The organism is Halobacillus naozhouensis, assembly GCF_029714185.1.
GTDB classification, from domain to species: domain Bacteria; phylum Bacillota; class Bacilli; order Bacillales; family Halobacillaceae; genus Halobacillus_A; species Halobacillus_A naozhouensis.
Genome location: NZ_CP121671.1, coordinates 3,258,705 through 3,274,541, shown reverse-complemented (window position 1 = coordinate 3,274,541; position 15,837 = coordinate 3,258,705). Strand labels below are relative to the sequence as shown.

Sequence of the window (15,837 nt, the reverse complement as noted above, 5' to 3'; positions counted from 1 at the left end):
ATGTTCCGCAATAGAGAGATCCAACTTTTGCTGCTAACGCTATGTACGATCAGTTTAATTGTTGCTGGGGCAACCGCAGCTGCTTTATCTGTTCAAGCAGCCCTGTTTGTCATCGTCACTGCGGTGCTGCTCATCAGTTGCAGCTTGCTTTTTACAACCTGGCGTTATAAGGAAATCGAAAAACTGTCCGCCTATTTAAGGCAGATCAGCAGTGGCGATTATTCTTTAGATATTCGTGATAACCATGAAGGAGAGCTTAGTATATTAAAAAATGACATGTATAAGGTTACGTTAATGCTCTCTGAACATAGGTCTCTTCTGGAAAGCGACAAGATAACGTTAACGGATGCTATTTCGGATATTTCTCATCAGTTAAAAACACCGCTTACCTCGATGATGGTGATGGCAGATTTAGTAAGTGATCCTGACTTGGACGAATCAAAGAGGGGGGAATTTACGCAGAATATCCGTGTTCAATTAGAAAGGATTGAGTGGCTCGTCACTTCCTTATTAAAACTATCGAAAATAGATGCTGGCACGGCATCATTTAAGAAGGAGAAAGTTTACGTTACCGATATGGTACAGAAAGCTGTCGAACCTGTACTAATTCCTATCGATATTAAAGAGCAGCAGCTCACGGTTACAGGGGAGGAGACGGTGACCTTCCTCGGGGACTTTAACTGGACGGCTGAAGCGGTTCTCAACATTTTGAAAAATTGTGTGGAGCATACTGAAGAGGGAGGAGTGATTCATATTTCATTTTCAGAGAATACCCTTTTTACTGAGCTAACCATAAAGGATACTGGTAAAGGAATCCCAAAAGAAGATCTTCCCTATATCTTTAAACGTTTTTACAAAGGCAAGAACGCGGAAGATGATAGCGTTGGTATTGGATTAGCCATGGCTTATAGTATCGTTACCAGTCAAAATGGCGATATTGAGGTGTCGAGTAACCATGAAGAAGGAACACAGTTTGCGATCAAATTTTATAAGCGCGTGATCTGAAGCGGTCTGCTTACATCTGGTCCCGATAAACGCAGGTGACTAAATTGTCACTTTAGGAGTCACTTTAAAGTCATTTTAGGCAGATATACTGAACCTAACATCAAATTCATGGAGGTTTCACAAAATGGGAATTTTACAAATAGAAAATCTGTCTAAAGTGTACGGAAAAGGAGAAACGGCGGTTAAGGCACTTGATGATGTGTCTTTTTCAGTGGAAAAGGGCGAGTTTGTCGTCATTGTCGGTCCGTCGGGGTCGGGGAAATCGACGTTGCTTCATTTGTTAGGTGGTGTTGACCGGCCGACGAGCGGCAAGGTTTCCGTCGATAACACAGACATCTATCAGTTGGATGAAACACAGCTAGCTATTTTCAGGAGGCGGCAAATTGGCTTAATTTATCAATTTTATAACCTTATCCCGATTTTGTCAGTTGAAGAAAACATTACTCTTCCAGTGCTGTTGGATGATCACAAGGTGGATCAGAAACAGTTTCAGGATATTGTCAGCTTATTAGGACTTGATAATCGGTTAAGTCACCTGCCGAATCAGCTTTCAGGTGGTCAACAGCAGCGAGTGTCAATCGGTCGAGCCTTGATCAGCAATCCGGCTATGATGCTTGCGGATGAGCCGACGGGTAACCTGGATAGTAAGAATAGCAGCGAAATCATGGAGCTGCTCAAGATGTTTAATAAAACCTATAACCAAACGCTTATTGTGATCACCCATGATGAACGCATTGCTCTGCAAGCTGACCGGGTCATTTCCATTGAGGATGGCAAGATTGCCAAAGACGAGGTGATCAGGCCGTGAACATTGTCAATAAGTTGACCGTAAGACATTTGAAAGAAAACAAAAGAAGAACGCTGGTGACGATCTTTGGGGTCATCATCTCCGTGGCCATGGTTACGGCCGTGGTCACTCTGGCTGTTTCTTTTTTAGATTTAATGAAAAGGCAATCGATTGCAACAGATGGGGAATGGCATGTTCAATACGAGAATGTAAATCCAGGGCAGATCGAAGCGATTAAAAAAGATGAAGCAACCGACACCGTGGTCTTAGAAAACAACCTTGGCTATGCCGCTCTTCCTGATTCAGAAAGTGAAAGCAAGCCTTATTTATTTGTCAAAGCCTATAATGAACAAGGCTTCAATCAGTTCCCAATCGAATTGAGCGAGGGACATCTTCCAGAGAACGAAAATGAAATCGTCATCTCGGAAGAAGTGGCAGGCAAGGATGGCATAGGATATGAAATTGGTGATCGCCTAAAACTTGATCTTGGGAAACGTTATGCAGACGGGAAAAAGGGCCCCTTAACGCAAATGGATCCGCTGCAAACGGACCGGAGCGGTTCCATCGAATCACTGCAAATAGAAATGACAAGAACGTACAACATTGTAGGTATCATCGAACGGCCTACATGGGAACCTGCATGGTCTCCAGGTTATACAGCGATAACCTATGTTAATCAAACTCTTTTGTCACAACAAAATACCGGAAATGCCATTGTTGTGTTGAATGAGGTCACGCGTTCCCTTTTTGAACATGCTGAGAAATTGGCCGAGCAACTTCAGATCGAAAGTGTCAGTTTTAACGATTCTCTGCTTCGACTTTACGGAGTCTCCGATAATAACAGCTTAAATCGAACGATGTATTCTTTGGCAGCCATTATTATAGCCGTTATTGTCATTGGATCTGTCACTTTAATCTATAACGCTTTTGCCATTAGTGTATCGGAACGGGCGAGACATCTGGGAATGCTTTCGAGCGTGGGAGCCACGAAAAAGCAAAAGAGAAACTCAGTCTTTTTTGAGGGTGTCGTTATTGGAGGTATTAGTATCCCCATTGGTATCCTTGCGGGGTTGGCTGGGATGGCTGTGACCTTCTACTCCATTAATCATTTTATTGAAGGGGCACTCGGAATTACCGAACAGCTTCAAGTAGTGGTCACACCGCTATCTATTATAGCTGCCTGCGTGATTTCAATGGTGACGATCTTCATTTCCACCTACCTGCCAGCACGTAAAGCATCAAAGGTTTCAGCCATTGATGCCATTCGGCAGACGCAGGATATCAAGTTATCGAAAAAGAAAGTGAAAACATCTAAGCTGGTCCGGAAGATTTTCGGGATGGAAGCGGAAATTGGATTGAAAAATTTGAAAAGGAATAAAAAGAGGTACCAGGCGACAGTCATTTCGCTTATCATCAGCATTGTTCTGTTCTTAACCGTCTCCTTTTTCACGGAAAATCTAAAAAAATCATTGGAGCTTTCTCAAAGTGATATTAATTATGACATCCAAGTAATGGGCAATGCCAACTATGGGGCAGAGGACTACAGACCATTCACGAACCTGACGAATGTGACAGAATCCAGTATTGTTAAACAATCCCACTTATATACATGGATAGAGAAGTCAGCTGCTGTTGACAGGGTGAAAGAAAATCAGGGCCAAGATGCTCTTAAGAACGGAAAGTATTCTTATTATGTTCCGATCTACGGGCTCGATGAGGATAGCTTTCGCGATTATGCTGAACGGGTAGGCGCAGATGTGGAAAAACTACTTGACTCGAAGCAGCCTTCAGCTATCGTACTGAATCAGATGAGCTACCGCGATCCTGATACGGGGAAACTTATCGAGGGAGAGTCGGTCAACACTGAAGCAGGTGAAACGATCGAATTATATACCATGGATTACGAAACACAAGAAAAGCAATTCTTAAATACGGTTGAAATAGGTACTTTAACAAAAAAAGCACCAATGGGTGTCGATTCCCCTGGATTAGGAGGGGTAAGTGTTATTGTTTCTAAGGACACGTTTGATCAGCTCATCCAAAAGCAGGGTGGAAGGGAAGTCCAGACGTATTTGTACATGAACAGTTCGGATCCTATGAAAACCCAGGAAGCGCTCGATGAAGCCAAACCTTCTGATATGCAAGTGTACAATGTCTACCAAAACAGGCAGCAGGACCAACAAGTGCTATTGCTTATGTCTGTCTTTACGTATGGGTTTATCGGGTTGATTTCCGCGATATCGATCGCGAACATTTTTAATACGATTTCTACAAGTATCTCGCTTAGAAAACGGGAATTCGCCATGTTGAAGTCAGTCGGTATGACCCCGAGAGGCTTTAACAAAATGATTAATTACGAAAGTTTTTTCTATGGATTAAAGGCTCTCCTTTATGGACTTCCTATTAGTATCGCGGTGATGGCTGCAATCTATTTATCCATCAGAAACACCTTTGTATATGGGTTTGCTTTACCTTGGATGAGCATGTTGTATGTTACGATAGCAATTTTTATTATCGTTAGTTCGGCGATGTTTTATTCAAGTACTAAGATTAAGAAGCAAAATATTATTGATGCATTGAAACAGGAAAATATTTAATTCACGAAAGAAAGATGGGTCACCACCTCTTGGCTGGTGACCCTTTTTTTGTGTGAAACAGTGGCAATTTTACCCAATGGGACACCTGTACTGTGAAGCGCTCTATACCTACTTAAACCTTTTCATGCCAATGGCTTACGCTGTAGAATAAGGAATATTTATGTCAGAAACAGTCGAGTATTTTCGCTTCCTGGAAGCTTTTATGTTTAGGTGAAATCCACAGTGGATAAACAGGGAGAGAAATCAATTGTGTTATAACCATAAAACCATAGTGGAAAGATTGTGGTTTCTGCACGTTGTCTAAAGCAAGTCACAATCGTTATAATTTTCTTAACAGATGAAATTCTATGAATCTCATCGATTTGAATCCACATGGTGTCCATAAATAGACACAGATGAAGGAGTGTGGTGATCTTGGAAGCCATTAGTAAGAATTTTTTCTTATACCTTTCCAATAACAAAGTATTAGATCGTTTAGCAAAGCGGTTTGGAACGAGATTTGGGGCTGACAAGATTGTAGGGGGAGAAACGTTCTCCCAGGCAATTCCATTGATTAAGCAGCTGAACCATGATGGATTGCAAGTCACGGTTGACCACCTTGGGGAATTTGTCGAATCCGAGGCCGAATCGAGAAAGCGCTCTCAAGAATGTATCGAAACAATCCAGGCGATTGCTCATCATCAGTTGAATTCAGAAGTATCGCTGAAGTTGACGTCACTTGGTCTTGATATTAGCAAGGAGATCGTCATGGAAAACATGGAGCGAATTCTGCAGGAGGCCGAGCGTCATGATATCACAGTGACGATTGATATGGAGGATTCCACTCGATGTGGGGCAACTATAGAGATTTATAAAGCATTGAAAGAGAAATATCGCAACTTGGGAACAGTCATTCAGGCCTATCTTCATCGTTCCCATGAGGATGTTGAGGAGCTGCATGCATACGACCCTTATTTAAGGCTTGTTAAAGGAGCTTATAAGGAATCGGGCAAAGTGGCTTTTGTAGATAAGCCGGAGGTTGATGCCAATTTAAAACGACTCATTAAGAAGAATCTTTTAAATGGCCATTACACAGCTATCGCCAGCCATGATGATGCGATCATTAAGTTTACTAAAGAATTAGTGAAAGAGCATGGCATTTCAAAGGATCATTTTGAGTTTCAAATGTTGTATGGAATGAGAAACCAAACGCAGTATGATCTGTTGAAGGAAGGTTATACGGTCAGAGTGTATATGCCTTATGGTGATGATTGGTATGGATACTTTATGAGGCGTTTAGCTGAAAGACCTGCAAATATCGCATTTGCGATTAAAGGAATATTTAGTAAATAATGGAGAGGAGAATTTGACATGGTCACACCTTATAAACATGAACCATTCACAGATTTTTCAATTGAGGAAAACAAAAAAGCCTTTGAAGAGGCGTTAAAGATGGTAAAAGATGAACTAGGGAAGAAGCATGATTTGCTTGTAAACGGAGAAAGAATCCGTACTGATGAACAAATCGTTTCTACGAACCCTGCGAACACGAAGCAAGTGGTGGGCACGGTATCTAAAGCCAATTCAGAGATTGCTGAAAAAGCCGTGCAATCAGCTGCAACAGCATTCGAAGATTGGAGAAAATGGAGTGAGCGTGCTCGTGCTGAACTACTATTCCGTGCAGCGAGCATCATTAGACGCCGTAAGCACGAATTCTCTGCCTATCTTGTTTATGAAGTAGGTAAACCTTGGAAAGAAGCTGATGCAGATACAGCTGAAGCCATTGACTTCCTAGAATACTACGGTCGTCAAATGCTTGAATTAAAAGACGGCAAGCCAGTTGAAAGCCGTCCAGGGGAACAAAACCGCTACATTTACACTTCTACAGGTGTAGCAGTTGTCATTCCACCTTGGAACCTGGCCTTTGCGATCATGGCGGGTACAGCGGTTGCACCGCTTGTTACAGGAAGCACAGTTGTGCTGAAACCGGCTAGTAACAGCCCGGTTATTGCAGCGAAATTTGTGGAGGTTCTTGAAGAAGCCGGTCTTCCTAAAGGTGTCTTGAACTATGTACCAGGAAGCGGCGGCGAAGTGGGCGACTACCTTGTTGATCATCCGAAAACGGCCCTTATTTCCTTCACTGGTTCACGTGACGTTGGTACACGCATCCTCAAACGTGCCGCTGAAATTCAAGAAGGTCAAAACCACTTAAAACAAGTGATTGCTGAAATGGGCGGTAAAGACACGGTTGTTGTAGATAGCAATGCTAACCTTGAGACAGCTGCAGAAGCGATTATCGTATCTGCTTTCGGATTCTCCGGACAAAAATGTTCTTCAGGCTCACGCGCAGTCGTTCATGAAGATGTGTACGATGAGCTGCTTGATATGGTGGCGAAGCGTGCTAAAGAACTGACAGTCGGCAACGCTTCCGAAGACAATGTTTACATGGGACCTGTCGTCGACCAAGGCGCGTATGACAAAGTGATGAGCTATATCGAAATCGGTAAAGAAGAAGGCCGCTTAGTAACTGGCGGAAAAGGTGATGACTCTAAAGGGTACTTCATTGAGCCAACGATCTTTGCTGACTTGGCACCAGACTCCCGCATGCAGCAGGAAGAAATCTTTGGTCCAGTCGTTTGCTTCACGAAAGCGAAAGATTTTGACGAAGCCATTGAAATTGCCAACAATACCGAGTACGGCCTAACAGGCGCAGTTATTTCTGATAACCGCGATCATCTTGAAAAAGCGAAATACGATTTCCACGTTGGTAACTTGTATTTCAACCGTAACTGCACAGGCGCGATTGTCGGATATCAGCCATTTGGCGGATTCAAAATGTCCGGTACAGATTCTAAAGCCGGCGGTCCAGATTACTTGGCGCTTCATATGCAAGCGAAGACGATTTCAGAAAAATTCTAAGAACCTAGTTGTAAAAAGCTCTCCCGATGGCGGGGGAGCTTTTTTTGGTGCGCATTCTTGTGAGTGCTGATAAAAGGGAGTTCAGGGCCGATAAAGTGGGAGTGAACGACTGATAAAGAGGAACTGAGCTCCAATAGAAGGGGTGATCGAAGCAGGTAAACAGATGTTTCCCTTTCTCTTTCCAATGTAACTCGCTATAATAGTGTGTAATTAGGTGAGATCAATAGTCATAATAGACTAATTGGAAAGGTTAGGGTTTATATGGAAGTAAAAGAATTGATCCTCCAAGTAGAGGATATTCATAAAGCCACTGAGCTGATCAGTTCGACATTGCGTAAGCCCGTGATCATAGAGAATAAGAATTTTGAATTGATTTCCTACAGTTCATCCATGGATGAGTTCGACCAATCCTTGCAGAAGACTATTCTTTCCAAAAAATGCCCGATCTTCGTTATCGATCGCCTTAAAAAGGAAGGGATTGTTCAGCGGCTGGAACAGAGTCCAGATCCGATTCGTGTCCATCCGATTGAAGAACTGGGATTTCACCAGCGGGTCGTTACGGCTGCCAAGCATATTGGTCATACGATGGGGTACATTTGGGTACAGGAATCAGATCATCTTTTGACCAATGAGGAGTTGACTTTACTGGAAGAGGTCACCCCGCATCTTGGAAAATTGATTTACGACGTGTATGAAAAGGCCAACGCCAAAGAAGGGCGAAGAGAAGAGTTGTTGTGGAAACTGTTGCACCATGAATATGGCAGCGAGAGTCAGTTCCGTCACGATGCTTCTCTTGCCAAGCTGACCTTGCCGGAACGCTTTTCGGTAGTGGTTTTTTCGGTAACCGCTGCCCAGCATAATTACATGTTGGATTATTTGGAGAGAACGGTCCACCAATCCTCCAATAAGAAGAGCATTATTTATTTGAAAACGGAATTTCAAATGATTATTGTCCTTCATGGCGAGTCGGGGAACAAGTTGTCTACTCGGGACATGGCCAGGGAATTGATTGAAGAGGTCAAATCTGAGGCTGGGGAAGAAGAGTTTTACAACTTCCTAATCGGGGTTGGAAAAGAGTACACGACTCTGTATCAAATGAGGAAAAGTTTTCTTGAAGCACTTGAAGTGATTGAGATTGCCAACTTCATCACGCCACGTCCTGAATCGATGCCGCGCGAGTTCACCAAGCTGGGGATTTACCGTTATTTAGCTACACTTTATGAGAAAAATAGCTCAGAAGATTATTACAGTGATGATTTATTGACCTTGATCCAGAAGGATACAGAAAAACAGACGGACTTGTTGCGGACGCTTGAAGTTTATTTAGCTAATAATGGAAAAGGCAAACAGACCGCCAATGAATTGTTCATTCATCCGAACACGTTAAATTATCGGATCAAACAAATTCAGGAATTGACGGCGATTGATTTCCACGACTTTAACATGAAGACCTACCTGTATACGGAGTTGTTGCTGCTTAATAATGTGGAAGCTTATTACCAGCGATATCGGGATGCTTTGTAAATGAAAGAGAATCTATGTTTAACATGGGTTTTCTTTTTTTTGTGAAAAAAATACAACCTCTGGGTAACAAAGACTAGTATGTTATTCTAGATAGGTAAATAGTTTTGGAAGTTAAGGGGAGAAACAACACTATGAAGAAGTGGTTAATTGGAGTCTTCAGTGTGGCCGTCGTAGTCGGGGTCGCATTGATTTTTTTTAACATGCGTGAAGAACAACGAGTAGCGGGAGGAACGAGAACGGTATCAGCAGACACAGAGCTGATCACAGAACAAGCCTCGATCGAAGATGTGATTCAAACTACATACAAACAAAGAAATTATAATTTACAGGACCCATACGTTATTCCTGATCCTTATGGAATAGCTCCTTTGACGGCTCTCGTTAAATTCGAAACAGACGAGCCGCTTAAAATAACGGTTACGGTAAAAGGAAAAGATCAGGCCTCAACGATAACGAAGACATTTTCAGGGTATGAAACGAGTCATGAAATCCCGGTTCTCGGGTTATATCCTGATTATAAAAATACGGTAATTCTCGAAGGAGAAAGCAAGGATGGTACCATTACAAAGAAAGAATTAACGATCAGCACTGAGCCGCTGCCGGAAGACTTTCTCAACACGGAATTGGTTAAGGTCGAGAAGGGAAAGATGGAAAATGGGTTGACGTTCATTATCCCTAGCAGCATGTATGCGTACGCTGTAGATGCCAATGCCGATGTGCGCTGGTATTCCACCTTGTACAACAGTCATATTTTAAAAAGGATGGACAACAACAATTTTCTTTTTCTTACGAGAAAAACAGATAAATATAATCAGTTAGTAGAAATGAACATGATGGGCCAAGTTTCTAATTCCTATGTCGTCGAGGTCAGTAATTATGAGGGATGGGGAATTATTCATCACGATGCAGTGGAACTCCCGAATGGAAACTTACTGGCGACAGCACATGATACCTCACAATATATTGAAGATGAAATGGTTGAAATTGACAGGGGAACGGGGGAGTTGGTCGACCAGTTGAACATGAGAAACATTCTACCGGAAGATTTTTACGAGGAGTATGATGGTCCATCAGCAGAAGATGGCGATTGGTTTCATCAAAATGCGATTTGGTACGATGAATCAGAAGAGGACATTCTCGTCTCGAGCCGCCATCAAAGTCTCATTATGGAAATGAGTTATCCTGAAGGGGAAATTGACTGGATTTTAGCTGCCCATGAAGGATGGCCAGAGGAGTACGAACAGTATTTACTCGAACCGATTGGTGAGGATTTCAAATTTCCAGGTGGTCCTCATGCCGTCATGACCTTGCTGGATCAGGATAATGATGAAGCGACAAAGGATATTTTGCTGTTTGATAACAATATTGCGATTACAAGAGGGGACGAAAGCGTAAGTGAAGAGTACAGCCGTGGCGTTCAGTACCGTATCAACACGGAAGAGATGACGGTAAAAGAAGTCTGGTCTTACGGTAAACAACGAGGAAAATCATTCTACTCACGCATCGTCAGTGATGCGAATTATTTAAGCGAAACAGGAAACCGTCTGATTACAGCGGGTTACACGTACAGCGAAGATGACAACATGCGCAGTATCATCGTCGAGGTAACTGAGGACGATCAAGCCGAAGTTGTATATGAGTTGAAGGTGACTGGATTTGAAGAAGGAAGCCATCGCCAGATTTATCGGTCGGAACGAATGCCCCTTTATCCTGAACAAGTGAATTTTGAACTGTAGAAAGCAGTTTTAATCTCCACGGCCCTTGTACTAAACGCTCCGTGTTTCTGCATAGTTTAGTGATATAAAGGTCATCACGGGGGTGGAGGCAGCCGTGCATCAGAAGAAAAGCAAACTACCAGTCTTCCTCATAGCAGCAGTAGTGGTCATCGGACTTGTGGTGCTGGGGATATTTATACTGCGGCAATCGCCGAGTGAACAGGCAAGGGAAGCAGTTGAAACCTTTTACGACCATGAGCAAAAAGGGGAATTTGCCTCATCCTGGCAACTCTTTCACCCGCTCATGAAAGAAAGGTTTGCCAAAGGCCACTACATTCAGGACCGTGCTCATGTATTTATGAATCATTTTGGCGTCACTACTTTTACGTATTCTTTAAGTGATATGGAAAAAATAGAAGGATGGTCGATGACAAAAGAAGCGGAACCGATCGATTTGGTGTACGCCACTACTGTTACCCAAACGTATAAAGGAGAATATGGGAACTTTGCGCTGCACCAGGATGTTTTTGTTGCGAAGGTAAAAGAAGAGTGGAAGGTTTTGTGGGATTATAAGAAGTAATACTGGGCTTCTATACTTAATTTAAAAGGAGACTGTCCTAACATGTGGGACAGTCTCCTTTTCTTGCTTAGTGAATCTTTCACTTTATATGCTTAAAAAAATAGAATCACTCAACTATTAAGCATCCAAACAAACAAACCTTTAATTATTTGTTTTACTTTGTTTTATTTTTATTTATGTTGACTTTTAAATCTAATAACCTTATTCTATATACAAATGGAGTTTTCAGTTAATTAAAAATGTAACCGTTACCAATCAGGGGGATGATATGAATGATTCGAAAAGCTTTTGTAATGGCTGTTTATCCGGACAAGCACGAAGAATATGAAAAACGCCATAAGGAAATTTGGTCTGAAATGGTTGACGAACTTCATCGGCATGGAGTAAGCAATTATTCTATTTTTCTAGACGAGGAGACAGATAAACTATTTGGATATGTAGAGGTAGAGAATGAGGAAACCTGGAACAAGTTGGCTTTCACCGAAATTAATCAAAAATGGTGGGACTTTATGGAACCAGTTATGGAAACGCATTCAGATAATAGTCCGGTTTCTAAAGATCTTAAACTAGTATTTCATATGGATTAAGGAAAGGGAGACCAGTTATTAGGAGGAGAGAAGATGGCGAATAAAAGATTTGCTGCAAAAAATGTGACGGGCTGGAAAGCCACTGTTGCTGTAGCGATGGCCAATTACATTGAAGCAGGCTCCATTATAGCAGCTGCTAGCAGCTTAACGCTTTGGCAAGCATATCTTAACATTGAGAGTATGGGAGTCGGTTTATTAAGTGCCTTAAGTGCAAATGCCCTAGGTGCCGCGATCGGTGCGATAATTGGCGGTCCTTTAACCGATAAATATGGCAGGAAATTTATTTTTAGTTATGATCTACTTGTATATATGGTTGGTGTTGCTTTGATTGCTGCATCCGTTAACTTCCCGATGTTATTAATAGGTACAATTATTACAGGAATCGCTGTCGGTGTCGGAGTACCCGTTTCTTGGACATATATCGCAGAGGAAGCCCCTGAAAATAAACGTGCAGCAAGGGTTGGAACAGCCCAGCTGGCTTGGTCAATTGGTCCGATGATTACATTTGCTTTAGCCGTATTGGTAGCGCCGCTCGGATTGCTTGGTTCAAGGATTATCTTCCTTCATTTGTTAGTGATCGCCTTTGTAGCTTGGTACATAAGAAGGGGATTGGATGAATCAAAAATTTGGGAAAAACAAAAAGAACAAGAGAAGAGAGAGCTTGCGCAAGGTAAGATTCAAAAAAGCTCATTAAAAGAATTATTTACACTTAAACCCAATCGTCAAGCTTTATTCCTGCTATTTGGAATCTATTTATTTTGGAATTTAACAGCTGGAGCTATGGGATACTTCATGCCTTACATTTATGAAAATGTCGGTGGCCTGAGTACACTGCAGGCTAACTTACTACAGGCGTTTTTGTGGATGTTTACAGTCCTTACAACTTACTTTGTGTTTATGAAACTAGGTGATAAATACAGCAGGAAACTACTGTTTGGGATAGGAGCCGGAATGGGGATCGTAGCTTGGGTGATCTTGACCTTCATGCCGATGACATGGCCTACATTAATTGCGTTTGTGGTCTTGTGGGGATGTGCTGCAGGTATTGGAGCTCAGGCATTCTATGCATTATGGACAAGTGAAGTATTTCCGACGCGGTATCGTGCTAGTGCGCAGGGGATAATGTATTTCTTCGTAAGAACTGGTATCGCCATATGGTCCTTTGTCCTGCCCTCGTTAATGATGACTCTAGGGTTCAAAGTGGCTGGAATAGTCATGATTATATTCCTGATTATTCATATGGTTATTGGTTTAGCAATGGCACCCAATACAAAGGGGAAATCCTTAGAACGAATTGAAAGAGAACGTTATGGAGACCTATCTGATATGGAAAGTGAAGAGATCTCGCAATCTAAGTAAAGAAAGCAATTAAATTTGGAGTGCTACTAGTAAACTCCTTCTCCCTATAAGCAGAAGGGATGGTAAAAAGTAAATGTTCAAGGGGGATTTTATGAACAAATGTAGTTTGGCAGTGGATATAGGTGCATCCAGTGGAAGACTGATTGCAGGTTATATCCAGGGTGGCCAATTAAAGCTGACAGAAATTCATCGTTTTGATAATAAAATTATTAAAAAGAACAATCATTTTTGCTGGGATCTCGAAGTACTTTTCCTTGAGATTAAAAAAGGCATCCATCAATGTTTTAGACACGGATTTCAACCTGAAAGTATCGGCATCGATACGTGGGCAGTAGACTTTGTGCTATTAGATGAAAATGATGCGTTGCTTACAGATGCCGTGGCTTATCGTGATCCTAGAACAGATGGAATGATGGAAGAAGTTATTAAGATTGTAAGTAAAGAACGGTTGTATTTAGAAACAGGGATACAATTCCAAAAATTTAACACGATCTATCAATTGTACTATCTCCAAAAAAATAGGCCCGAATTAATTAGGAAAGCCAAATCCTTCCTCATGATTCCGGACTATTTAAATTATTTACTGACGGGGAGAAAAGTAAATGAATATACGAATGCCACGACCACACAGCTGGTTAACGCTTTTACAAAAAATTGGGACACAGAGCTATTAGATCAATTAGGTTTGAACAAGGAAATGTTCCAAGAAATACAGCCACCTAAATCTGTTTTAGGAAACCTAAGGGAGGACTTAATTGATGAATTTGGTTTCGATATGAAAGTATTGCTGCCACCCACACACGATACGGGGTCGGCTGTTGTAGCTGTACCTGAATTAGAAGATACAATTTATATTAGCTCAGGTACGTGGTCCTTAATCGGTGCAGAAAATCACTTTCCGATTTGTGTTACAAAAGCCTTGGATTACAACTTCACAAACGAAGGCGGATTTGAGTATCGCTTTCGCTTCTTAAAAAATATTATGGGCCTCTGGATGATTCAGGAAGTCAAAAGAAACTATGACGATCACTATTCTTTTGCAGAATTAGCGCGATTAGCTAATCAAGAAACTAGTTTTGATTCGAAAATTAATGTAGATGAAGATAGATTCTTAAAACCCGATCATATGATCCAGGAAATTCAAAGATACTGTGAGCAGACAGAGCAAGATGTCCCGGAGACACCTGGACAAGTGGCTAAATGTGTGTTTGATAGTCTGGCTGTTAGTTACCGGGAAGCAATCCATCAGATTGAGGAAATTTATGAAAGGGAATTCAAAACTATAAATGTCATTGGCGGGGGAGCGCAAAACGAATTGTTAAACCAATTAATCGCTGATATGACAAATAAGCAAGTAGCAGCTGGTCCAGTTGAAGCGACTTCGATTGGTAATATTGCTTCACAACTAATAACTTTAGGTGAAATAGATGGACTTAATGAGGCCAGGAAGATGATAAAGGATTCTTTTAAGATGAAGAGATATTCTAGTCAAAATAAATTGGAGGGGTTCACATGGCAGTAAAAGAAGATTTCCAGGCTGCGAAAAAACAATATGAAAAATGGGGCATCGATGTTGAAAAAGTGTTCCAACGTTTAAAAAGCATCCCGATATCGATTCATTGCTGGCAGGGAGATGATATTGCTGGCTTTGAAGTAAATCAACAAGAGTTATCAGGAGGTATTGATGTTACAGGAAACTACCCTGGTAAAGCCACTACGCCAGAAGAACTAAGGGATGATTTGGAAAAGGCTCTGTCTCTTATTCCTGGCAAACATCGTGTTAACTTACATGCGATTTATGCAGAAACAGAGGGAGAGGTAGTAGAGAGAGATCAACTAGAACCTAAGCATTTTGAAAGCTGGGTTCGTTGGGCAAAGGAAAATGGACTCGGCTTAGATTTTAACCCAACACTATTTTCCCATAAAAAAGCAGATGATGGCTTAACGCTGGCCCATCCCGATAAAAACATTAGAGATTTTTGGATTAGACATTGTATAGCTAGTCGGGAAATAGCAGCCTACTTTGGTAAGGAATTAGGCACGCCGGCTTTGACGAACATTTGGATCCCTGATGGTTATAAGGATATTCCAAGTGATCGATTAACTCCACGGAAAAGATTAAAAGAGTCCTTGGATGAGATCTATGCTGTAGAAATAGATGAAGAATATAACTTGGATGCAGTTGAAAGTAAATTATTCGGCATCGGATCCGAAGCTTATGTTGTGGGTTCTCACGAATTTTACATGGGGTATGCATTGAAAAACAATAAGTTGTGTTTGCTTGATACTGGGCATTATCACCCTTCTGAAGTCGTGTCCAATAAAATTTCAGCCATGCTGCTATACAGTGATAAGTTAGCTCTACACGTATCTAGACCGGTGAGATGGGATAGTGATCATGTAGTCATTTTAGATGACGAACTCCGTGAAATCGGTTTAGAGCTTGTTCGAAATAATGCGTTAGATAAAGTGTCGATCGGGCTGGATTTCTTTGATGCTAGTATTAATCGAGTTGCAGCGTGGACGATTGGTACTCGGAATATGATAAAAGCTTTGTTATATGCACTGCTAACACCTAACGAACATCTTAAACAACTGCAAGAAGAAGGCAATTTCACAGAAAGATTAGCATTGATGGAAGAATTCAAAACCTATCCTTTTGGTGCAATATGGAATTATTATTGTGATGAAATGGGGGTACCTGTAGGGGAAGAGTGGTTGGAGGAAGTTAAGAGTTATGAAGAATCAGTCCTTTCTAAGAGAGGATAGTTTTATACGAATCGCT

12 protein-coding genes are annotated in these 15,837 nt (G+C 41.6%); all 12 read left to right on the top strand.

Annotated features, from left to right (window positions below; all coding sequences use genetic code 11):
* Nucleotides 1–1,005 carry a sensor histidine kinase gene (locus tag P9989_RS16925; protein ID WP_283076040.1) on the top strand — a complete coding sequence of 335 codons (1,005 nt, stop codon included), beginning with the start codon at nucleotides 1–3 and terminating at the stop codon, nucleotides 1,003–1,005.
* Nucleotides 1,006–1,129: 124 nt separating this feature from the next.
* Nucleotides 1,130–1,813 (top strand): ABC transporter ATP-binding protein, encoded by a 684-nt coding sequence (locus P9989_RS16920; protein ID WP_283076039.1) that lies wholly within the window; start codon nucleotides 1,130–1,132, stop codon nucleotides 1,811–1,813.
* Nucleotides 1,810–4,389 (top strand): ABC transporter permease, encoded by a 2,580-nt coding sequence (locus P9989_RS16915; protein ID WP_283076038.1) that lies wholly within the window; start codon nucleotides 1,810–1,812, stop codon nucleotides 4,387–4,389. The genes P9989_RS16920 and P9989_RS16915 overlap by 4 nt, the downstream gene beginning before the upstream one ends.
* Before the next feature lie 414 nt (nucleotides 4,390–4,803).
* Nucleotides 4,804–5,721: a proline dehydrogenase gene (locus P9989_RS16910; RefSeq protein WP_283076037.1), complete on the top strand. Its 918-nt coding sequence runs from the start codon at nucleotides 4,804–4,806 to the stop codon at nucleotides 5,719–5,721.
* Nucleotides 5,722–5,739: 18 nt separating this feature from the next.
* Nucleotides 5,740–7,287, top strand: a complete 1,548-nt coding sequence (gene pruA / locus P9989_RS16905; protein ID WP_283076036.1) for an L-glutamate gamma-semialdehyde dehydrogenase — start codon at nucleotides 5,740–5,742, stop codon at nucleotides 7,285–7,287.
* Between the two features lie 261 nt (nucleotides 7,288–7,548).
* Entirely contained in the window at nucleotides 7,549–8,811 is a 1,263-nt protein-coding gene (locus P9989_RS16900) for a PucR family transcriptional regulator (RefSeq protein WP_283076035.1), read from the top strand.
* 131 nt (nucleotides 8,812–8,942) lie between these two features.
* Nucleotides 8,943–10,547: an aryl-sulfate sulfotransferase gene (locus P9989_RS16895; protein WP_283076034.1), complete on the top strand. Its 1,605-nt coding sequence runs from the start codon at nucleotides 8,943–8,945 to the stop codon at nucleotides 10,545–10,547.
* 94 nt (nucleotides 10,548–10,641) lie between these two features.
* Entirely contained in the window at nucleotides 10,642–11,106 is a 465-nt protein-coding gene (locus P9989_RS16890) for a hypothetical protein (protein WP_283076033.1), read from the top strand.
* Nucleotides 11,107–11,378: 272 nt separating this feature from the next.
* Nucleotides 11,379–11,693, top strand: coding sequence for an L-rhamnose mutarotase (gene rhaM / locus P9989_RS16885; RefSeq protein WP_283076032.1), 315 nt, complete (start codon nucleotides 11,379–11,381; stop codon nucleotides 11,691–11,693).
* Nucleotides 11,694–11,726: 33 nt separating this feature from the next.
* Nucleotides 11,727–13,052, top strand: a complete 1,326-nt coding sequence (locus P9989_RS16880) for an MFS transporter (RefSeq protein ID WP_283076031.1) — start codon at nucleotides 11,727–11,729, stop codon at nucleotides 13,050–13,052.
* A gap of 91 nt (nucleotides 13,053–13,143) precedes the next feature.
* Nucleotides 13,144–14,574 carry a rhamnulokinase gene (gene rhaB / locus P9989_RS16875; protein ID WP_283076030.1) on the top strand — a complete coding sequence of 477 codons (1,431 nt, stop codon included), beginning with the start codon at nucleotides 13,144–13,146 and terminating at the stop codon, nucleotides 14,572–14,574.
* A complete protein-coding gene (rhaA, locus tag P9989_RS16870; RefSeq protein WP_283076029.1) occupies nucleotides 14,565–15,821 on the top strand; it encodes an L-rhamnose isomerase in 1,257 nt (418 codons plus the stop codon). The genes rhaB and rhaA overlap by 10 nt, the downstream gene beginning before the upstream one ends.
* Nucleotides 15,822–15,837 lie beyond the last annotated feature (16 nt).